The organism is Sorangiineae bacterium MSr12523, assembly GCA_037157775.1.
Lineage (GTDB): Bacteria > Myxococcota_A > Polyangia > Polyangiales > Polyangiaceae > Pendulispora > Pendulispora brunnea.
Map to the genome: position 1 here is coordinate 11,793,450 of CP089982.1, position 20,449 is coordinate 11,813,898.

At 64.4% G+C, this 20,449-nt stretch carries 14 protein-coding genes and 1 tRNA gene; 8 read left to right on the forward strand and 7 right to left on the reverse strand.

The window, feature by feature from the left end:
- Nucleotides 1–1,545 precede the first annotated feature (1,545 nt).
- A tRNA-Leu gene (locus tag LZC95_46495) sits at nucleotides 1,546–1,627 on the reverse strand.
- A 53-nt stretch (nucleotides 1,628–1,680) separates the two neighbouring features.
- Between LZC95_46495 and LZC95_46500 the strand changes: the two genes are divergently transcribed.
- The gene (locus LZC95_46500; protein WXA93893.1) at nucleotides 1,681–2,589 is read left to right on the forward strand and encodes a LysR family transcriptional regulator; all 909 of its coding nucleotides are present in this window, start codon (nucleotides 1,681–1,683) and stop codon (nucleotides 2,587–2,589) included.
- Nucleotides 2,590–2,659: 70 nt separating this feature from the next.
- Nucleotides 2,660–3,196 carry a YceI family protein gene (locus LZC95_46505; GenBank protein WXA93894.1) on the forward strand — a complete coding sequence of 179 codons (537 nt, stop codon included), beginning with the start codon at nucleotides 2,660–2,662 and terminating at the stop codon, nucleotides 3,194–3,196.
- On the opposite strand, the gene LZC95_46510 is transcribed toward LZC95_46505, so the two are convergent.
- The 3 genes from LZC95_46510 to LZC95_46520 are packed head-to-tail and all read right to left on the reverse strand — an operon-like array spanning nucleotide 3,166 to nucleotide 8,367.
- Entirely contained in the window at nucleotides 3,166–6,618 is a 3,453-nt protein-coding gene (locus tag LZC95_46510) for a hypothetical protein (protein ID WXA93895.1), read from the reverse strand. The two genes, LZC95_46505 and LZC95_46510, sit on opposite strands and share 31 nt — an antisense overlap.
- Nucleotides 6,615–7,496, reverse strand: coding sequence for an ATP-binding cassette domain-containing protein (locus tag LZC95_46515; protein ID WXA93896.1), 882 nt, complete (start codon nucleotides 7,494–7,496; stop codon nucleotides 6,615–6,617). Before LZC95_46515 ends, LZC95_46510 begins: the two co-directional genes overlap by 4 nt.
- Before the next feature lie 10 nt (nucleotides 7,497–7,506).
- Complete coding sequence (locus LZC95_46520; protein WXA93897.1) at nucleotides 7,507–8,367, reverse strand: TrmB family transcriptional regulator; 861 nt, start codon at nucleotides 8,365–8,367, stop codon at nucleotides 7,507–7,509.
- Between the two features lie 129 nt (nucleotides 8,368–8,496).
- Here LZC95_46520 and LZC95_46525 point away from each other — a divergent pair, with 129 nt between their 5' ends.
- The 3 genes from LZC95_46525 to LZC95_46535 all read left to right on the forward strand — a co-directional run bounded on the left by LZC95_46525 (nucleotide 8,497) and on the right by LZC95_46535 (nucleotide 13,306).
- The gene (locus tag LZC95_46525) at nucleotides 8,497–11,073 is read left to right on the forward strand and encodes a protein kinase (protein ID WXA93898.1); all 2,577 of its coding nucleotides are present in this window, start codon (nucleotides 8,497–8,499) and stop codon (nucleotides 11,071–11,073) included.
- Nucleotides 11,074–11,173: 100 nt separating this feature from the next.
- Nucleotides 11,174–11,905: a hypothetical protein gene (locus LZC95_46530; protein WXA93899.1), complete on the forward strand. Its 732-nt coding sequence runs from the start codon at nucleotides 11,174–11,176 to the stop codon at nucleotides 11,903–11,905.
- A gap of 51 nt (nucleotides 11,906–11,956) precedes the next feature.
- Nucleotides 11,957–13,306 carry a hypothetical protein gene (locus LZC95_46535; protein WXA93900.1) on the forward strand — a complete coding sequence of 450 codons (1,350 nt, stop codon included), beginning with the start codon at nucleotides 11,957–11,959 and terminating at the stop codon, nucleotides 13,304–13,306.
- Here LZC95_46535 and gstA read toward each other — a convergent pair.
- Both gstA and LZC95_46545 read right to left on the reverse strand, forming a co-directional pair.
- Complete coding sequence (gene gstA, locus LZC95_46540) at nucleotides 13,303–13,929, reverse strand: glutathione transferase GstA (GenBank protein WXA93901.1); 627 nt, start codon at nucleotides 13,927–13,929, stop codon at nucleotides 13,303–13,305. The two genes, LZC95_46535 and gstA, sit on opposite strands and share 4 nt — an antisense overlap.
- 54 nt (nucleotides 13,930–13,983) lie before the next feature.
- Nucleotides 13,984–15,042 carry a hypothetical protein gene (locus LZC95_46545; GenBank protein WXA93902.1) on the reverse strand — a complete coding sequence of 353 codons (1,059 nt, stop codon included), beginning with the start codon at nucleotides 15,040–15,042 and terminating at the stop codon, nucleotides 13,984–13,986.
- 287 nt (nucleotides 15,043–15,329) lie between these two features.
- On the opposite strand from LZC95_46545, the gene LZC95_46550 reads away from it, so the two are divergent.
- The 3 genes from LZC95_46550 to LZC95_46560 are packed head-to-tail and all read left to right on the forward strand — an operon-like array spanning nucleotide 15,330 to nucleotide 19,710.
- Entirely contained in the window at nucleotides 15,330–15,974 is a 645-nt protein-coding gene (locus tag LZC95_46550; GenBank protein WXA93903.1) for a hypothetical protein, read from the forward strand.
- Nucleotides 15,971–17,530 (forward strand): Tim44-like domain-containing protein, encoded by a 1,560-nt coding sequence (locus tag LZC95_46555; protein ID WXA93904.1) that lies wholly within the window; start codon nucleotides 15,971–15,973, stop codon nucleotides 17,528–17,530. Before LZC95_46550 ends, LZC95_46555 begins: the two co-directional genes overlap by 4 nt.
- Nucleotides 17,531–17,556: 26 nt before the next feature.
- Nucleotides 17,557–19,710, forward strand: coding sequence for a glucan 1,4-alpha-glucosidase (locus LZC95_46560; GenBank protein ID WXA93905.1), 2,154 nt, complete (start codon nucleotides 17,557–17,559; stop codon nucleotides 19,708–19,710).
- A gap of 17 nt (nucleotides 19,711–19,727) precedes the next feature.
- Here LZC95_46560 and LZC95_46565 read toward each other — a convergent pair whose 3' ends face one another.
- Nucleotides 19,728–20,438, reverse strand: coding sequence for a hypothetical protein (locus LZC95_46565; protein WXA93906.1), 711 nt, complete (start codon nucleotides 20,436–20,438; stop codon nucleotides 19,728–19,730).
- Nucleotides 20,439–20,449: the final 11 nt, after the last annotated feature.

Below are 20,449 nucleotides of genomic sequence, written 5' to 3' on the forward strand. Positions count from 1 at the left end.
CCGGAAAGGATGCGTGTTTTTCGCGCTGCCTACCGTTCAGGAACAGAGCGTTCGCCTCGGCCAGCATGTCGAGCGCGAGTGCTTCGAGTGCTTCGAAAGCCGGTATGGGTCGTACGCTATCCTCGTATCGAGGCCGGCAAGCCAGGGTCTCCGATCCATTTTGGTACATGCGCATGGCTCCCCACTGAACTGGAAAGGAGCGCCCCCTTGGAGGAAGGGCAGGCATTGGCGACGTCCGCCGGAGGGCGCTCCACGGAATCGCCAGAGCAAGGGGCGCGCCATAGAGTGCACAGCCGGGGTCGGCGTTGGTTCCTCGCCGCTATTATCGTGGCAACGCCGGAAGGGCTTGCTCAAAAATCTAGCAACGTATTGTCCGCGTTAGACAACGCACCGACCTCAAATCGAGGCGTTTTCGCGGGGTGGCCGACGTAGTGCTCAATTTTTGGGCAGTGCTCATTTTTTGAGCAACGCCTTACCTTATCGCATCTTGTTGTGCAGGGTATTCCGATTGATCCCAAGCAGTGCGGCGGCCTTGGTTCAATTTCCCCCAGTCTCTCGGAGCTCCGCTTCGATCGCCCATCGTTCGAGCCAATCGAGTGCCGCGGGCAAGCGCACAATGTTCGCATCGTCGTCCACCGCATCCTTGGGTGCAGACAGCGAAAGGTCAGCGGCCGAGATCCGTGGATCCTCGCCCAGCATCAGCGCGTGCTCAATCGCGTTGCGTAGCTCCCGGACGTTCCCGGGCCAGGAATAGCTCTGGATAGCATCGAGATGCGTCCGGGGAGAATCCCTCGATGCGCCGGCCGGCGGTAGGCGCAAGGTCCGTGAGAATTTGATTGGCCAGCAAGAGCAAGTCGTCGCCTCGCTCGTGCAAAGGGGGCACATGCGCTTTCAAAACGGAGATACGGTCGAAGAGCTCTTTGCGAAACGCGCCGATCGCAATCATCGCCTCGTGATCTTCGGCGTCGCGGCAGTCGCCATAGTTGGGGCGCAGATGGCCTATCGATATGTAGCGGGTCGCCAGCACACCGAGAAAGCTCTCGTCGCGGCTGAAGCCTCCGCCCCCCGAGTCCCAACGAGAGAGCGATGCGATTGTGGACTGCGCGATTCAGCTCTGGATGGATGGTGCATGCAGACTTGCGCGTGCGGCGTTTGCGCGCGCGAGCACGAAACATCCATCTGGACCCTCGTGTTCCCGAACATCGACTGGAAGCACCTCACCCAACTGTTTCGGAAGCACCTCGAACTCGCGGGGATCGGAGTCGACGAGCGCCAAGAGATCTACAGGCGCTCCGAAAATCGCAAGCGGATCGTGGCGCACGACCTCGCGCGACGTTCATCACTCGCAGTTTGGCGGCCGGCAAGACGGAGAGCTGGGTTCAAGATCGCACCGGCCACACGACGCGCGGGCAGTTGATGAACTACCGCGAGTCCGCGCGCTCGTCGTCGACACCATTTATCACGAGCTCGGAGCCATCACCGAGCCCCGGACGACCACGGACACCTCCCCGACGGGGGGGGCCATGCCTAGGGATCAAGAACAAGTGCACGGGAGGGGAGTCGAACCCCTACGCCTTGCGGCGCCGGAACCTAAATCCGGTGCGTCTGCCAGTTTCGCCACCCGTGCTCGGTCGAGGCCGTACTATAGCCGGCCTTCGTCGGCGAAACTAGACCGGGAAAATGTTCGACCCCATCACGCTCGACCAGCTACGCGCGCTCGTGGCCGTCGTGGAGGAAGGCAGCTTTTCTGCGGCTGCGCGCAAGCTCCGGCGGGTCCAGTCGGCGGTGAGCACCGCCATGAGCAATTTGGAGAACCAGCTCGGGGTGCCCCTTTGGGACCGTTCCACGAAGGTGGCGCGCCTGACCGAGCAGGGCCAGGCGGTGCTGGCCGCCGCCCGGAGGGTCCTGCTCGAGGTCGACTCCCTCAAACGACTCACCAGCGACATGGTCATGGGCCTCGAGGCGCAGGTCTCCCTCTGCGTCGACGCCCTCTTTCCCCTGAGTGCCCTCGTCGAGCTTTGCGAGGGATTTGCCAAGGAATTCCCCTCGGTCGACCTGCGGGTGGACATCCAGGTGCTCAAGGCGGTCACCGAGCGCGTCGTCTCGGGCGCGGCCACCATCGGTGTCGTCGCACCACCGGGCGTCGCCGGCGATCTGGAGCGCACCTTTCTCGGCCGCATCGAAATGATCCCCGTCACGGGACCGAAGCACCCGCTCGCCAGCATCCGCGGCCCCATCCCCGCGGCCCGCTTGGCCGATGCCGTACAAGTCGTCCTCTCCGAGCGCAGCGACGCGGGCATCGCCGATCAGGCCGTCCTCTCACCGCGCACGTGGCGCGTCGCCGACCTGCACACCAAGCATGCCCTTCTGCGGGCCAACCTTGGGTGGGGCAACATGCCCGAACACCTGATTCGCAACGACCTGCGCTCCCGCAAACTCGTGCGCATCCGGCCCCAAGCATGGGTGGGCATGGACCTCCGGGTCACGTTTCATGCGGTGTATCGGCCCGGATCCATGTTCGGCCCGGCGCACCGATGGGTCCTGGATCGGCTCGCAAGCCTGCTCCAGGAGCATCGAAGAAACAGATGATACGTATCGATTTTTCGTCGGGTACGTCGATGGACGGCAAACCCTAACCTCTGGCGCAGGAGGTTCTTCCATGGCCACGTACTCGATTGATACGGCTCACTCGGAAATTGCGTTCACCGTTCGTCACATGATGTTCGCCAAAGTGCGGGGCCAGTTCAAAACCTGGAGCGCAACGCTCTCGTACGATCCTGCCAATGCGTCCGCCTCGAACGTCCAGGTCGAAATCGACGTGGCCAGCATCGACACGCACGAAGCTCAGCGCGACGGGCACCTGCGCTCCGGCGACTTTTTCGATGCCGAGAAATTCCCGAAGATCACCTTCGCGAGCAAACGCGTGGAGTCGACCGGCAAGGGCCGTTACAAGCTCGCTGGCGATCTCACCATCCATGGTGTGACCAACGAGGTCACCTTGGAGGTCGAGCAGACCGGCCACGGCAAAGATCCCTGGGGCAACGAGCGTCTCGGCTTCAACGCCAAGGCGACCATTTTGCGCAGCGATTTTGGCTTGAAGTGGAACCAGGCGCTCGAAACGGGCGGCGTCCTGGTCAGCGACAAAGTCGAGATCGAGGCCGAGCTTCAAGTCGTGCAGGCGCGCGCGGCAGCCTGACGCTCCAACTGCAGCACCATCCGATCGGGATCGACGACGATCTGCTCTGGCGGAAAATCCGTGTCGATCTCGAACTCGGCCGGCGCATCCGGCGCGACCCGCACCCGCGTGCGCGCGCTTCGTGGGCCGGCGGTCGCCGCGACCTCGACCCACACCCGGCCGGAGCCCTCGTTTTCGAGCCGGCCACGGACCCGCCATCGGGCCCCCACGGACTCACATCGCGCCGAAGTGCGAAAGCGCGGCACCGTCACCGCTTCGAACCACTCGGCCACGAACGCGTCGAACTCGGCCGGATCCTTGGCGAACGGGCGCATCGTTTCGAAGAAATCGTGAAGCGTCGGATGGTCGGCATTGCCGCGGTACTTCGCCACGAACGCGTGCAGCCCGCGAAAGAACTCCTCGCGACCCGTCGTGTGCAGGAGCATCCAGAAAGCCCAGCCACCGCGCGCATACCAGACGGGGGCAAGCCCCAGCCGCCCCTCCACGCTGTCCGAGCGCACCAGCGGCTGCTCCGAATCGGCGCGGCGCTCGCGCGCGTAATGCCGCTCGATGCGATCGGCAAAGGCGATGCGCGCCTCCTTGCCCTTCACCGCCTCGAGCAAAAGCATCGCGCTGAAGTGCGATAAGCCTTCGGCCAGCACATTGGCGCCTGGCCCATCGCCGAACATGACCAGCCCCGGCCACCATTGATGCGCCACCTCGTGCGCCGTAATCCAGAAAGGCAATGGATCGCGCCCGCCCGGCTCGGCGAGAAAACCGATGTTCTCCGAAAAGGAGATGTTCGTGGAAAACCCTTCCGCGTACGCATCGAGCCCGGCAAATTCGCTGAGCTTCAAACTTTGCCACGGATAGGGGTAGAACCATTCCGAATAGTACTTCTTCGCACTCTGTAGGGCCAGGGCCATCTCGGCGACATTTGCGGCGTGCTCGGGAAAATAATGAACTTCGGTATCGCCTGCGCGCTCCACCTTCCAGCGGCCGGCGACGATATTGAAATAGTAAACCGGCTCGTTGCTTTCCCAAACGGTGATTCGCTTTCCGCCGGCCGTCGATTCCGCCGTTTTCGTTCCCACGGAATTGGCGGTGAAATCCTCCGGTGTGGTCACGCGGATGCGCGTTCGAAAGGGCTGATTGGCCCCGGGCATGGCGGCTTTGGTCGTGCCCGCGTAAAAATCGGGCTCGTAGACGCGCGCCTCGGCGCGGTTTTCCTCGGTGATGCCGATGTCATCGCGAAATCCGAGCGCGGGAACGAATGTCGCGTCCAGGTTCGAGAGCACCACGCTCGAAGGCAAAATGAATTGGTGCACGCGCCCGCCGTTGGCACTCGCCCCATCGGGCACACGCGCGTGGTAGGAAAAGCCGATTCGCGCGGTCGCGTGCGGCTTCAGCGCCCATTCGAAGATGCGCAGGTTCGAGCGATTTTCCGGCGCATAGGGCTCCCCATTCAGGGTGAACTCGAGGTCGCGCATGTGCCGTGCGGTCGTCAGTGGAATGCGCCGAATCGGGGCTTCGGTACGATTTTCCAATTCGTACGTTCCGCGCACGTGCATCGAGCCCGCGGAAGGCTCCAACTCGACATCGACGTCCACGAAGGTCAAATCCGGAAGCGGTGCATCGCGGTACGTGACGACGTTTTGCTTCCAATAATCCTTGTCGGCCCGCTTTGCCGCGTCACCCTGGTACCCCGACGCAACCTGGGCCCATACGGCCACGCCAAGCCCCAACACCGGGACCCAATACGGTGCAAGCCCAAGGCGTCCACGCAAACCTACGGCCAATCGCAAAAAGAGAATCGTCAGCGATACGACGTAAATCCGATTCAGAATCAGCACCGTGCGATCGCATTCCAGAACACTGATATCGCTCCAGGCGACGCTCTTCCAAAGTAGCCAATTGGTCGCCCAGGTCATCTGGCCTTTGACCCCGAGCCACGCGGTCGCCGCGAGCAACACGAGGCCTGCGGCGTAGGTGAGGGATCGGCTCCGCGAGCGGGCATACACCATGGCCGCAAAGGCACAGAAAAACGCGAGTGTCGGCATCCCCAGGACGAGCCACGACAGCACGAACGGCCCCACGGCCCACGAGGGCGCGCCGCGCAGCACGAGCACCAACAGGCAGACGAGCCAGGCGACCGTCAGGATCGCCATTCCCAACACGAGATTCGCCAGCACGGCGCCCAGCATGCGCGTGCCCGCGGAGATTGGCGTGGTGCCCACGATGTCCGCGATGCGCGTGCGCGCGTCACGCCCCATCGATTCCACGGTGTAGAAGAAAAGCATCGCCGCGGTGCCCAGGAGCAAGCCCGGGCCACATTTGCGCGCAAGCATCCCCGGCATGGGCAGCAGGTTGCTTTCGAACGGCCCCATAGCATCGAGCACGCCCGGCACGATGGCAATCAAGATGACCGGCACGAACAGATAAAGCCCCGATTGCCGCAGCAGTGCGGAAAGCTCCGCGCGCACGAGCCGCGCCAATGTTCGCGCCACGGAAGGCCGCGCGTGCCGCACCGCGATCTCGTCTGCCCGCACCGCCGAGCGCACCTGCTCGATCGGCTCGATGCGTGCGTTCTCCTTTCGCGGGGCGCGCGGCCGACGTGCCACCCAGGTCACCGCGGCGAGCCCCACGCCCGCCCAGGCGGCACGCGAAGCGAGAAAGTCCGCGCCCCAAACCACGCGCGCCCCATTGTAGAACGCCGCACCGCGGTCCACGTCGAGGTACGTCTGTTCCAGCCAGCGAAACCCGGTGGGGTCGAGCATCATCAGCCACGTCCGCACCGCAGGGGCGAGATCCGGTGGGTACCATTCCCAGAACACGAAATTGCACAGCAGCAGCAAGGCCACCGGAAACACGAACACCGCAATACCGCGCCCCGACCACGATCCCAGCGCGAAGGCCACCCCGGAAAGGAATACGACGGTGGGCAGGGCCAATACCAAAATGGGAACGACGTATTGCCCAATGGAAAAAGGCCCTCGAATGCCGGAATTGGGCGCCGGGCCCAGGTGATTGCACGCCATGACGAAGAGCGTGTGCAGCCCGAGCAGGAGCAAACACGCGACGGCGGCCGCGCCGTATTTCGCCCAGACATGCTCGTGGCGGCGGAGCGGCGTGGTCGCCAGCATGTCCCCGATGCGTGCGCGCTCTTCGCGCACCAAGGGCATGCCGCATGCGATGGCTACGAAGAATCCGTGCGCGAGCAAGGTGCCAATGCCAAAGAAGTGCGCCGTGGCGAACTCCGATGTCACCCACGCCTTGGTCACGCCTGCGGAGCCATCACCTGCACTGATGGCCAAAGCGCCGCGACCATAAAGCCAGGAGATGACCAAAAGCACCGTTCCCCATATCCAAAAGAGCGGGCGGCGCCGGTACTCGGCAAAGTCGGCACGCATCACGGTGCGAATGCGGTGTGCGGCGGGGCTCACGCGGCCCTCGTGATGTCGGTCTCGTCGTTCATCATCAGCACGAACGCATCCTCGAGGGTGGGCGGCACAGACTGAAACCGCGGCTCGGGGGCTTCACCGTCTTGGGCGAACAGGCGCACGTGCATGGCGCCCTCGACGAGGAACGCCTGCGTCACCGTAAAGCGATCTCCGGCACCCTCGAGTTCCTCCTCGTGGATGCGCCCTTCGAAGATGCACCCTGCGAGCGCGCCCCGTGCCTCGCCCGGGCTGGTGACGCGCACCACCCGCCCTTGCCGCAGCACCGCGAAACGCGGGCAGAGCACGGCCACGTCTTCCACGAGGTGCGTCGACAGAATCACGGTGCTCTTCTTTCCCAGCTCGGACAGAAGCCGGTACACGCGCTGCCGCTCTTGCGGATCGAGCCCCGCCGTCGGCTCGTCCACCACGACCAAGCGCGGCTCGCCCGCGATGGCCTGCGCAAGCCCCAGGCGCTGCCGCATGCCGCCGGAGTACGTGCCCACCTTGCGATTGGCCACCGCCAGAAGATTCACCTCGCCGAGCAGAGCATCGACCAGGCCATCACCGGATATACCTTTCAAATCGAGAAAGAACTGGAGCATCTGCCGCCCCGTGAGGTGCGGATAGAGGCCGAACTCCTGGGGCAGGTAGCCGAGTTTCTCCCGCACGAATTCCGGGCGCGCGACGATGTCCACGCCGTCCAAATGCACGGAGCCGGCGCTCGGTGCGAGCAGGCCCGTGAGGATCTTCATCAAGGTGGACTTGCCCGCGCCGTTGGGCCCGAGAAGGCCGAACATGCCCTTGCCTATCTCGAGCGACACGTCGGTGAGTGCGGCTACGCCGCCGGGGTGAATCTTGGTCAGCGATTCGATGCGAAGCACGGTTGGCCTCCTAAGCCGGGCCCAAACGTTCACGGAGCGCGGCATAGCCCGGAAGATCCACCGCCCCGAAGAGTTGCTGCGTGCGTGCGAATGCCTGGGCGAACGCCGCCGCGTCGGCCTTGGCTTCGATGAGGCGCTGAAAGCCCACCACGGTCATCTCGGATTTGATGCCGCTATGGTGCACGACCGAGAGGCATGGGCTTTCGCTCCACACGGCTTGATGCACGCCCTCGCCGCCCGTGCGCAGCAGCGCAAAGAGGTACTCGCGTGCATCGGCCACGATGTTGAGCCATTGTCCGCCCGGCCAAGCTTCGAGCTGGCGCGCGCCCGCGGGGTTCTCGAACACGTGAATGCCCGGCGGGAACGTCGCCGGCGCGTAGGTCTGCACGCAGACGGAGACACCGCGGCGTGCAGCCTTTTCCAGATCGCCCCGTAAGAGCTCGACCGACTCGGGAAACAAATCGCAAAGCAGCACCTTCTGCCCGCGCTCGATCATCGCCCGGGCGCGCGCGAGCACCTGATCGTGCGCGGCGAGTTGGTAAACGCGCTCGTCGGGGGCGGGGCCACGCAGCTTGGCCAGCGCCTGCTCCGCGCGCGTGCGCGCCTGGGCGAATTGCTGCTGCAGTTGCCCGATCAATTCCGCCGGCGGCACCGCACGGCAAAGCCGCCCCGAGCTCTCCTCCACGAGGATCGCGCCCTTGCGTTGAAGCGACTCGACGGCCTTGTAGACATTGGCCGCCGCCTTTCCCACCTCCTGGGCGACCTTGTAGGCGGTTGCCGGAGAGTGTTCCACCAAGGTGACGTACACCTCCGCCTCCAATGCGGTGAAACCCAAGTCGACCAGCGCCTCGATGCAGAGTTCCCGCGTCATCGATCGTATTAGTAGCACGAGCTACTAACACGTCTAGCCGGGATGCATTTCGTGATCAAAACGGTCGATCGCGAACACTAAGGGGCAGAGAACATGGCGCCGGAGCGCACGACACGTAGGGAAGGTCCCATGCTGCGCGACAACGCCATCGTGCGTTGGCAGCCGGCCGCGCGCGCGGAAGCACTCGAGCCCGGTACGGTGTTCGCGGACCGCTACGTCGTGCAAGGTTGCTTGGGCAAGGGTGGGATGGGGCTCCTGTTTCGCGCCTTCGACCTGCACCTCGAACGGCAGATCGCGCTGAAGATTCTGCACGCCCACACGGGCTGGAGCCTCGAATCGAATCCGCGGGTGCGCATCTTGCGAGAAGCCCGCGCGGCCGCTGCACTCTCGCATTGGAACGTGGTGACGATCCACGACGTCGGCGAGCACGACGGGCTCGCCTTCATGGCCATGGAATACGTGGCCGGCGAATCGCTGGCGGCCGCCGTCCGAAAGAACCTTGCACCGTTCGCGGTGCGTTTGCGCTGGATGACCGATGTCGCCCAGGTGCTCGCCGCCGCCCACGCGCGCGGCTTGATTCACCGCGACATCAAGCCGGAAAACGTGATGATCACCCGCCGGGGCGAGGTCAAAGTGCTCGACTTCGGCATTGCGCGTTACGGCGAGGACGAGACGAGCGCGTGGATCGTGGGCACGCCGGGCTACATGCCCCCGGAGCAAAATCGCGGGGAAGCCATCGATGCGCGCGCAGACCAGTTCGCCTGGGCGGTGACGGCGTACGAAGCCTTCACCGGCCAGCTGCCCTGGAAGGAAATGCCCCGCGACAACGCCACGGACTACGGCGCACCGAAGCCGCTGGATGGCGCCGTGCCCCCGCACATTGCCGCGGCGCTCGCCCGCGCCATGTCCATGCGGCCAGCGGATCGCTTTCCCTCGATGCGCCATCTCTTGGCGGCTTTGGAGGCGCCACCCGCGCCGGTGTCGGCGGTGCGTCCGCGTCGTCCCAAGCGCCGTGATCCTTCGCTGCCACTCATGGCGCTGTTGGTGGTGGCCCTGTTCCTCCACGGGCTCGGTCTTCTGCGAAAATCGGCTGCGCCGGCGGCTGCGCGGCGGGTCGCCACGCCATCGGCATGCACACGCCTCGCGCACGAGTCCGTCGTGGAAGGCCTGTCCTTTCTGCGCGATGCCAATTGGGGCCCGGCCCATGCCGCCTTCGAAAAGGCCGTGGCCGCCGATCCCTCGTGTGCCACGGCGCGCCTCTACCTCGTCGTCACCGGCGAGACGTATTACCCCATCGTCGAGGAGCGCGAGCAAGTGCAACGCGCGCAGCGCCTGCGCGATGCCTTGAGCGAACGCGAAGGCCTCGTGCTCGATGCGTGGACGCACATCGTCGTGTCCGAGCCGCCGGATCGCGAGGCCGCCGCGCGCGTGCTCGAGGAGGGTGCGCGCCGGTTTCCGCACGATGCCGAGTTGCTCACCCTTGCCGCCACGGTGCGCGTGCACTCCGGCAACGATGCCGCCTCCGTCGAGCGCGGCCTCGCCCTCGCGCGCCAGGCCAGCGAGCTCGATCCGAAAAGCGCCGATGCCTGGCAGGTGCAGAGCGCAGCCGCCTGGCGACTTCACCGCGAAAGCGAGGCGCGCGTCGCACTGGACAAATGCATCGAGCTCTCGCCCGGCTCGGCCGATTGCATCGCCGACCGCAGCAGCCTGCTCTCCAACGCCGGAGAGTGCGCCGAGGCGGCCGAGGAAGCTCGCCACGCGATCACCAAGGTTCCTACGAGCCGGCGGGCGCACCGGCAGCTCGCCTATGCTCTCGCCGCGTCCGGCGCCCCCGAGGACGACGTGCACGCGGCGCTTCGCGATTATTGGATGCTCCTGCCCGAGGCATCGCGCAAAGCGGCGCGCCTTCACGATCTCGCGCGGCTGTCCGTGTCGTACGGCCGCTTCGACGAGGCGGAGACCTTCGCCACCGAGCTCGCCCGCGAGATTGCCTCGGATCCGTCCCTGGCCCCGCACCAGCGCGCCGCGGAAACGCTGGTGGATCTGTATTCCGAAACCGGGCGCCATGCCCAGGCCGCAACCACGGCGCAGACGTTCCTCCATTTGAAGGACGCGTGGACCGGCACGGATTTGGATACGCGGTCGGAGAATCAAGACATGGGCTTTGGCCACGAGCCCTCGATGCTCGCGGCACTCTTCCGTGCGCGCGATCCCCACGAGGCCGCGGAGCCGTGGGAGCCCTCGACCGAGGCTTGGGAACAGCGGGCCCGCAAAATCATGGGGGCCCGCGATGTGTGGGCCTACCGCTTCGAGCCCGTGGCGGATATGCCGGGCATCGCGGAAGAAGCCTGGCAACATCGACCGCCGCCGAGCGATGCCGGATTGCCCGGGGGATGGAGAATGGCCTCCTCGGCGGGTCTGCGCGAAGGCCATATTGCACTTCGCGCGGGTGAGGCCGCCGAGGCCACGGCGCTCCTCGAACCGGCAACCAGGACGTGCCGCATGCTCGATACGCCATTTGCGCAAATCCACGCACACCAGTGGCTGGGCGAAGCCAAAGAGCGCACCGGCGACATCACCGGTGCATGCGATGCCTACAGCACCGTCCTCCGCCATTGGGGCGATTCGAAACCGGAATCCTCGACGGCCGCCACCGCACGCGCTCGCAGCCGCGCTCTAGGGTGTGCTATCGATCGCCGAGGCTGAAAACAAGGTGTAAACGATTCGTTTACGCCGACCGGTGCCACGGTGATCCAATGGTACTCATCCCGCAAAAGCCTTATGGTCGATACGGGTAGGAATGCCGATGGATAATCATCTTCGACAGGGCGATCGATTTCCGACGACCTGCGCATCGATCGTTATGGGCGTCCGCAGCCACGACGGCCTAAAGCGCACACGAAGCAACGAGCAGATCTGCCTCGTGTACTGGAAACCCGTATACAAATACTTGCGACTTCGCTGGCGATTCAGTCCGGAGGAGACGCAAGACATCACGCAAGATTTCTTTCTCAAAGTGCTCGAGCGAGATCTCTTTGCGAGCTACGACCCCAACAAGGGTCGCTTTCGCACGTTCGTGCGCGTGTGCCTCGATCGCTTCGTCGTGGATCGCGGGCGCATCGCCAATGCATTGAAACGCGGAGGCAACACGCCGCCGCTCAGTGTCGACTTCGCGCGCGCCGAGGAAGAATTGACCTTTGCCGCCGATATGACCGATCCCTTCGATGTCTTCTTCGACAGCGAGTGGATGCGCCACCTGCTTGGCTTGGCCGTGGAGAAGCTGGAGCTCGAATGCACCAGCAAGGGCAAGAATCTTCATTACCGCATCTTCGAGCGCTTTTACCTGCACCCTACTGGCGCGCCCTCGTACGCCGAGCTGGCGACGGAATTTGCGGTATCCGTCACCGAGATTACGAACCGCCTCGGCTTCGCGCGTCGCGAGTTTCGGCGGGTCCTCCTCGATTCCTTGCGGGCCATCACCGCAACCGACGAGGAATTCCGCGCCGAAGCGCGTGCGCTTTTGGGCGAAACGCTCTGAGCGCAACCCGGCAGCGGGCTTGGCCGAACATAGGGAGGAGAGGTCCCTACCATGTTCGCCCATTCGTCCGATGCCTCGCGCACATCGCTTATCGCCTTATCCTTATTGGGCTTTGCCGTCCTCACCGGCTGCCCATCCAAATCGAATCCCGCACCGGACACGCACGCCGCGGAGTCGAGCCGGCGAGACGCCAGCGTCACATCGGCAGCTCCCGCACCGGCACCGGCCGTTTCCGTCGCGCCCGCGGCGCCGTCCAATCCCAAGGCGTGCTCCGTCGTCGGATCCGGCATTTCCATCGCCAAAGGCGCCCGCTCGGACACGGGCGCCACGCCTGCACGCCTGTCGGATGGGCGCATCGTCATCGGCTACGCCGTGGGCACGAACCCCCGCGCCTCGGTCGTCGATCTCGGCGCCCAAACGGCAACCGCCGTCGACGTGGACGCGAGCGCCCTCACGAAGGACCTGGGCCCGGTCGATAAAGGAAGCACCTTGTTCCTTCACCGTGTCACGCCATTTGGCGCCGCGGAGTTGAAGATGCGCGTCTTGGTCGATGCCTCGGTCACCGCGCAGGACAAATCGAAACGCGTGCGCTGCGGCTTCTCGGATGCCGATCGCATCGTCGGCACCACGCCACCGAATCCGATGGCGGGCGTCAACGTGGAAGAGATTCGCAGCTGCCGCAGCTTCACCGACGGAAAGAACGTGTGGGCGCTCTCATCGTCGGACACGACGGCGCGCAACAGCGGCGAACCGACGAGCCAATGGGCCTTCCATCTCGTTGGCAACGACGGCGCCGCAACCAAGACGATCTTGGGCACACGCAAGGTGCCGGATGCCACGCTCGAGCGGTACAATTTCGATCTTCCCGCGAGCGTGCACGAAGGGGACGCGGGCTACGTGTTCGCGGGGCGCTTCAATGGAAACCTCGCGCTCACGCGGCAGGCGGAAGGATCGGACGCCGCCTCGGAGCTATCGCTTCTCTGGTTGAAGGCCGCCTTGGGCATGCCGGCCGTGGCCGCCGCCGATCGCTCGGTGACCGTCATCGCGCCCATCGCGGGCAAGCCGGATCTCTACGGAGTGACGTTTCCCATCGAGGCGGAGGCGCCCAAGCCGGCGCTCCTTGACGTGGAGACCGGCGCGGGCGAACGCACCTCGCTCAGCCTTTTGCGAAATGGCGCCGATTCGGTGCTCGCCTTCGTGGAAGCCAAAGGGGACGCGAAAAGCGTGAAGCTCGTGGTGCTCGACGCCGCATTGAAGCCGCGCACCCCGGTGCTCGATATTCCAGGCAACGGAAAAGCCGCGGCGGTCAAGTTGCTCGCCCTGGAAGAAGGCCGTGTTCTCGCCGTCATCGTGGATGGCGGCGAAATCACGGCCAAGACCATTGCCTACCCGTTGCCCTAAGCGCTGGCTCTCTTCAGCTCGGCCTCGACGTCGAGGGCGGCGCGCACGGCCGGGCGCTCGGTGATGCGCGCCACGTACGCTTGCAGAACGGGCCACTTCGCCAAGTCGAGATCCGCGCCGAAGTACTTCGACCAGAGAAGGATCGTGTACAGGTACGCATCCGCGACGGTGAAGGTGGCGCCCGTGAGGAACGGCTGATCCGCGAGCGTGGTGCTCAGGAAATCGAAGTTCTGCCCGAGGGTTTCGATGACGGTCTTCTTCGTTTCGGCGGGCGTCGTCGGCTTGAAGAGCGGCGAAAAGCCTTTGTGGACCTCGGAGGCCACGTAATTGAGCCACTCCTGAACGCGCACGCGCTCCAACGTCCCCGCCTTGGGTACGAGGGTCGAACCCGGCTTCAAATCAGCAAGGTATTGAACGATGGCCGCGCCCTCGGTGAGGACCTCACCACCATCGAGACGAAGGGCAGGAACCTTTCCCTTCGGGTTGATGGCTTTGAAGTCCTCTCCGGACTTGGTCTTTTTGGTGGCGATGTTCACGCCCTCGACCTGGACGTCCAGGCCGACCTCACGAAACACGATGTGCGGAGAAAGCGAACAGGCACCCGGGGACACGTAGAGTTTCATGCCCGCAAATGTGGGAGCTGCCTCCTTTTAGTCAAGTAGCTTCCGAAAAAGAAGCTACCCCACCGTCGCCATCGTGGCCGCCACCAAGAGGAGGATCAAACCAACGGCGACCCAAATGGCCACGCCGACGTGCGCTCCAGCCGAAGCGAGCGAGACCGCATGGAGCTCGTCCTCCGTCCCTTCGTCCTCGAAAACACCGGGCAGCGACGGCAGCTTTCGCTCAGCAGGCGGGGCCGCCCTAGCTGGAACAGGAGCAGGAGCAGGAACAGGAGCAGGAACAGCCGGCGGAGGAAACACCGCCGGAACCACGGCGGGCGCTACGCGCGACGCGGGTAGCGGAGGCATGGGCGGAGCAACCGGGCGCGCATGCGAAGGCGATGGAGACGACCTCGGCGCATCGACGACGGGCACGTCCCATACCGGCGCCTCCACCGCGAACTTCACGGCGTGCGTGGTGACCGCGGGCATCGGCGGTGCGGGCGGCGGCATGATTCGCGGGGTTGGAGGAGGCGGGGCCGTCTTGGCCGCATGCGCCTTGGCCTTCTCGACTTGGTCGGCAAGTGCCATGACTTCGCGCACTTTCGACTCCGGGAAGACCGGCGTGATGGATTCCATGAACACCGGCGTGATGCGATCGCCGTAATTCGGATCGTTCGGATCGTCGATCGAGGCCGTCTCTTCAATCGCAACGACCTGCGACGTTTCGAACCAAGCCGGCGCCGCAGGCGCGCCCTTCTCGAGGTTCGACTCCAGTGTCGAGTTCAGTGCTGACTCGGCCCACCATTCGACGTCGCTCGCCGAAAGCTCCGGACGCTCGGGCGGCGTTTTGCGTGAGTTGCGCGCGATACGTCCTGCGGCCCCATCTTGTTTCGCCAATGTTTCGGCCTTCGTAATTCCGGACTTGAACGATGCTTCGGACTCCTCGATTCCCGATCGCCGCGGAGCGGCCAACGGGCGTGCCGTTGCACTCGAAGCGGAGATCTGCACGCCACTCGGCGTCGACTCACGGTACCGAACGCCATCGGGGAGCGGAGGCGCGACCCCACGGCCGGCTGCATCCTTCGCCGAGGGCGGTCGAGGCGTGTCGAGTCCTTCTTCCTTCTTCTTCGCCATACTCATTACTTCGCCCTCGAGCGGACTGCAGCACTTCGGCCACGAGAGGTCCTGCGAACCCCGAACCCCCCATCAAGACACGCGCCGCACCATGGACGCATGATTCGTTGCACACGCACGTGAGACTGTGTGTCGGGACCTTCCTTCAGAATCACCCACCCCCTTGAGAATAGCGCGCGCAGACAACAATCGCCCAGTCGATCCGACTTTTTTATCAAATCTTGCAAGTGATTTCACACTGCTTTTTGCATTCCGAGCGAAGAGGAGCTGAGAGTAGAGTTGCCCACATGACGCTTGCTTCGTTCGCCGCTGGTCTTTTTGATGGTTTTTTCGGGGGTGACGCGAAGGCCCGAACGTCGGCCGCGGTCAAAGCCGTCGAGGCGTGCACCTCGGCGGAAATCGTCGTCGCGGCGCGGCGCTCCTCGGGGAATTATCGGGCGGCCGACTACCACGCGGGCTTCGTCCTCATGGGCGTTCTCGTGGCCTACATGCTCGTCTCTCCTACGGTTTTCACGTTGGGAACGATCGCGTTGGAGGGAGTCTGCGCCTTCGCCATCGGTGCGTTCTTGTCCGCGAAGGTGAGCGTCGTTCGCCGCTGGCTCGTTCGAAAAAGCACCCTGGCGGATAATGTCCTTCGCGCAGGCCGTGCCGCCTTTTACGAATTAGGCATTTCCAACACGAGCGGACGCAACGGAATACTCGTCTTCGTATCCGCCTTCGAGCGCACCTGCGTCATCGTGCCCGACCTAGGAATCCGCCCCGACCAACTGGGTGCAGAGTACAGGCTTGCATGCGATCGCCTCGAACGGGCGACCTACCAACTGGATTTCAACGCGTTCGTCATTGCCCTGGAGCAACTTGGCCCGGTTTTGGGCAAAGCGATGCCGCGTCGCGAAGACGACATCAACGAACTCCCCGACGAGGTCCAATGACACCGCGCGCGCGTCGCATCCTCTTGATATCGGGCATCGCGTTCGGTGTCCTGCTTTGCGTCGCTGCCGTGGCGTTCGCTCGACCCGGCGGAGGACAATCTTATTCCGGGGGAAGCCGCAGCCGCTCGAGCGGTGGTGGCGGTGGAAGCAGCAGCGGCGGTGGCGATGGAGGGTTCCTCATCGAACTGCTCGTATGGCTCGTATTTCGTCATCCCGGAATCGGTATTCCGGTGGTCCTCATCGTTGCCGCCATTTTCGTTGGCCGCTCGATGCTCGGCAGCAAAGTGCAGGAATGGTCGACTGCGGCCACCCCGCAAAGCGTCACCCGCGTCCAACGCGTCGAGACACCGCCGCCTCAAGCCGCACGAGCGGTTCCCCGATCCGCGCTGGATGCGCTTCGCGCCATCGATCCGGAGTTCTCCGTCGTCCTATTCGAGGACTTCGTCTATTTGCTCTATGCGGAAATCCAACGCGCACGCGCGGGGGCCGGCAGGTTGGCCAGCATTACGGCCTTCCTGTCCCCGCAACTAGCGCAGAATCTTCAAGCCGGTGCGTCCGGCGCTTCTGCCCTGGCCGATGTGCGGGGAATCGTCATCGGTGCCATGCGCCTTACCGGGTTTTCAGGCACCTCGAACATCCATGCCGCGACGGTCTCCGTGGAGCTCGAATTCGAGGTGAACTACGTCGAGGTGAACCAACAAGGCGGTGAGCAGCGCTTCTACGTGACGGATCGCATGGGCCTCTCACGCGCACGCACGGCGCAATCGCGGCCGCCGGCCCGGGCGCGCACGCTCGATTGCCCCAACTGCGGGGCTCCGCTCGAGAACATGCGCGGAACGCAATGCGCTTTCTGCCAACAAGACGTGGGCGGGGGGCGCTTCGATTGGAACGTGGGCTACCTCTCCACGATGACCAAGGAGCGCCGCGGCCCGTTGCTCACCGGCGATGTGCAGGAAACAGGCACCAACGAGCCCACCTTGGTGGATCCGCAAGCGGTGCCGCGCATCCACGCCTTCGAGCAGCGCGACCCTGCCTTCAATTGGGATGCATTCACGAATCGCGCCGCGCACATCTTCGGAGCGCTTCAGGGCGCGTGGTCCGGGCGCGAGCCGGCGCGCATCCGCCCGTACGTCTCGGACAATCTGTTTCAGTCCATGGTCTATTGGATCGATTTGTACGTGCAGGCCCGGTGCCGCAACATGAACGACAACGCACGCATCCTGCGCATCGACCTGGCCAACGTTCTCTCGGACAAAGTGTACGATGCCATCACCGTACGCATTTTCGCCACGGGCGCCGATTACACGATTTCCGACGACGGCAAAGTGCTCTCGGGAAGCCGCAGCCGCGAACGAACCTATAGCGAATATTGGACCTTCATTCGCGGAAGCCAGCGCCAAGGGCCCGCGCGCACTGACGCGGCATGTCCAAACTGTGGCGCGCCACTCGACATCAGCATGGTCGGAAATTGCCAGTTCTGCCGCGCCAAAGTGACCGCCGGCGAATTCGATTGGGTCCTTTCCCGCATCGAGCAGGACGAATCGTATACCGGGTAAGGTGATATCGGCGTAAGACGGTGGCCATGCCGAAAGCCATCCGAAATCGCATTTCGCTCGGAATCGCTCCCAAAATCTTTTTGGGCATGGCCTTTTTGGGCTGTAGTAGCGCCGCGCGCGATTCGGGGGAGGAAGGACAAGCGCTGCTCGCGGATGCTCCTGGCGCACCGGGCATCGGCTCCGCCTGGACGACCGGCGCCAAACAGGGACTCGGCACATCGACCACCGCCGCGTCGAAAGTTTGGTACACGATTGGACAAGGCATCACCCACGAGATTTATTACCCGCAGGTCGACACCGCGAACGTGCAGGACCTGCAATACGTGGTGACCGACGGCTCGTCGTTCATGGAGCTGGAGCGCGACGCGACCACGCACGATGTGCAATTGGTCGATCCCAAGGCTCTAGAGTACCGTCAAATCAACACGGCCAAGAGCGGCCGATACCGCATTACGAAAACGTACGTCACCGATCCCGATCGGGCCACGGTGCTCATCCGCACACGCTTCCAAGTGCTCTCGGGTGGAGCGCTGCAGCTCTACGTGCTTTTCAATCCTTCGCTCAACAACAGCGGCATGGGCGACACCGGCGCCACGGTGAATGGGAAGCTCGTGGCGAGCGATGGGCCGGTGGCGAGCGCGCTCGCCGCCTCGACGGGATTCAGCAGCGCCACCAACGGGTACAGCGGCACATCGAGCGACGGGTACAACCAACTTCGCAACGATCACCGCTTGTCCGGTATTTACGATACGGCCTCCGCCGGGGGAAACCTCGTCCAGACGGCGCAGGTCCCCGTGGGCACGGACACGAGCTTCACCTTGGCCTTGGCGTTCGGCACGGATGGCACGCAAGCCGCCAACACCGCGCAGGCCTCACTCGATCGCGGATTCAGCGCCGTCGAGTCGTCCTACAAGACGGGATGGCGCAATTACCTCGCATCGCTGGCAGCGCCGCCGGCCAGCGTTTCTGGAATGACCACGCAGTTCCAAGTGGCGGCGATGACGTTGAAGGCGCACGAAGACAAGACGTACACGGGCGCGTTCGTCGCCTCGCTCACGGTGCCGTGGGGACAGGCCATCAACGCCGACAACAGCAACACCGCCGGCTACCACGCGGTGTGGGCGCGCGACCTGTACGAGATGGGCACGGCGGAAATTGCCATTGGCGATCGCGCGGCAGCGAATCGTGCGCTCGATTATCTCTTCAACGTGCAGCAACGCCCGGATGGCTCGTATCCGCAAAACACGCGGCTCGATGGAACGCCGGTATGGGGCAGCCTGCAGCTGGACGAGGTGGCCTTTCCGAGCATCCTGGCGTGGCAACTCGGCCGGACGGACGCGGCGTCGTACGCGAAGGTCAAGGCGTCTGCGAATTTCCTGGTGAGCCACGGTCCGTCGACGCCGCAGGAGCGGTGGGAGGAGGCCGGTGGCTACTCGCCGTCGACGCTCGCCGCCGAAATCGCAGGACTCGTCTGCGCGGCCGACATCGCGCAGAAAAACGGCGACACCGCAGCGGCGAACACCTTTCTCGCGACGGCCGATTCCTGGCAGCAAAACGTGGAAGCGTGGACGCTCACCCGCAGCGGGCACCTCGATGGCAATCCCTATTACGTGCGCATCGACGACAACGGGAATCCCAACGATGGTCACAATTTGTGCATCGCCAACGGAGGCGGATGCCACGACGAGCGCGATGTCGTCGATGCGGGCTTTCTCGAGTTGATTCGCCTCGGCGTGAAGCGCCCCACGGACGCGAACATCGCGGCATCGCTCGCGGTGGTCGACCGCAACATCCGCGTGAACACGCCGGTGGGTGCGATGTGGTACCGCTACAACCACGACGGCTACGGCGAGACCGACAGCGGCGGCCCGTACACCGGCGCGGGGCGAGGCCGGCTCTGGCCCATCTTTTCCGGAGAGCGCGGTGAATACGAAATCGCCAACGGCCGCAGCGCCACATCGTATTTGGCCACGATGGCCGGCAGCTCGAACCAGGGTTACCTCATTCCCGAGCAAGCCTGGGACCGCCCCGACGCCAACGGCTTCGTCTTCGGCAAAGGCACCGATTCGGCCACCCCCCTCGCCTGGTCCATGGCCCAATTCGTCCGCCTCGCCGTATCGATCAGCGCGGGCAAAAATGTGGAAACCCCGTCCATCGTTGCCACCCGCTACGCCCGATAGAATAGAAAATGGGGACCCTAATCGATTAACACATTATCGAACGCCACCTGCCACTCCCCGCCCCCGGCATACGTCCGAACCCCGAGAGAAACGCCAAACGTCGGCCCCAGCGAGGCGTGCAGTGGAAGCTCCACCACCTGCTCTCCCAATCGAATCACCAGGTTGCCGCTGCCCTCGGCGTAATGAGCCTCCACGTCGACGCGCGTCCACGTCGCCCTCGCCAACCCCTGCCCTGCACACACGACGGAGCTGGGCTCGGCGCCCGCTACGAATTCTGCGCCGCTGCAGCCAAGGCCATCGCCCGAATGGTTCACATTGAAGGTCACCTGGTGGCCGGTCGACGTTTCCAACTTGAGAATCGTTGCGCCGGAATCACCCTTGCCCGCGGCCTCGATGCGCATATCGAAAGCCAGATGCATCCGCGTCACGGGCCCGGGCAACGTCTTGACCAGGTACGCCACCGCACGCGCGTCGGCCGATGCCCGCGCCAACGCCGCACCCGGCGGCGACTGCACGGGATTGGTCACCGTTTCGACGGTTCCCCCGCTGCGCACGTCCAGCGCACTCCAGCCGCTGTTCACCGGCCCCTCGTCGAAATCGGCACAAAGCAAATGCGGCGCGGATTGCCCTTTGCAAAACGGCCCCGAGCTCGCCGCGGCTTCATCGCTCCCACACCCCGCCGCCACGCCCAACAACGCGACCAGCGCGCCGAACAACCTTCTACGCATCGGCGGTACTA

What these genes read in the sequence shown, in the direction of transcription:
- LZC95_46500 (WXA93893.1), top strand. Translation starts at nt 1,681, where the DNA reads ATGTTCGACCCCATCACGCTCGACCAGCTACGCGCGCTCGTGGCCGTC.
- LZC95_46505 (WXA93894.1), top strand. Translation starts at nt 2,660, where the DNA reads ATGGCCACGTACTCGATTGATACGGCTCACTCGGAAATTGCGTTCACC.
- LZC95_46520 (WXA93897.1), bottom strand. Translation starts at nt 8,367, where the DNA reads ATGACGCGGGAACTCTGCATCGAGGCGCTGGTCGACTTGGGTTTCACC.
- LZC95_46525 (WXA93898.1), top strand. Translation starts at nt 8,497, where the DNA reads ATGCTGCGCGACAACGCCATCGTGCGTTGGCAGCCGGCCGCGCGCGCG.
- LZC95_46530 (WXA93899.1), top strand. Translation starts at nt 11,174, where the DNA reads ATGGATAATCATCTTCGACAGGGCGATCGATTTCCGACGACCTGCGCA.
- LZC95_46535 (WXA93900.1), top strand. Translation starts at nt 11,957, where the DNA reads ATGTTCGCCCATTCGTCCGATGCCTCGCGCACATCGCTTATCGCCTTA.
- gstA (WXA93901.1), bottom strand. Translation starts at nt 13,929, where the DNA reads ATGAAACTCTACGTGTCCCCGGGTGCCTGTTCGCTTTCTCCGCACATC.
- LZC95_46545 (WXA93902.1), bottom strand. Translation starts at nt 15,042, where the DNA reads ATGGCGAAGAAGAAGGAAGAAGGACTCGACACGCCTCGACCGCCCTCG.
- LZC95_46550 (WXA93903.1), top strand. Translation starts at nt 15,330, where the DNA reads ATGACGCTTGCTTCGTTCGCCGCTGGTCTTTTTGATGGTTTTTTCGGG.
- LZC95_46555 (WXA93904.1), top strand. Translation starts at nt 15,971, where the DNA reads ATGACACCGCGCGCGCGTCGCATCCTCTTGATATCGGGCATCGCGTTC.
- LZC95_46560 (WXA93905.1), top strand. Translation starts at nt 17,557, where the DNA reads ATGCCGAAAGCCATCCGAAATCGCATTTCGCTCGGAATCGCTCCCAAA.
- LZC95_46565 (WXA93906.1), bottom strand. Translation starts at nt 20,438, where the DNA reads ATGCGTAGAAGGTTGTTCGGCGCGCTGGTCGCGTTGTTGGGCGTGGCG.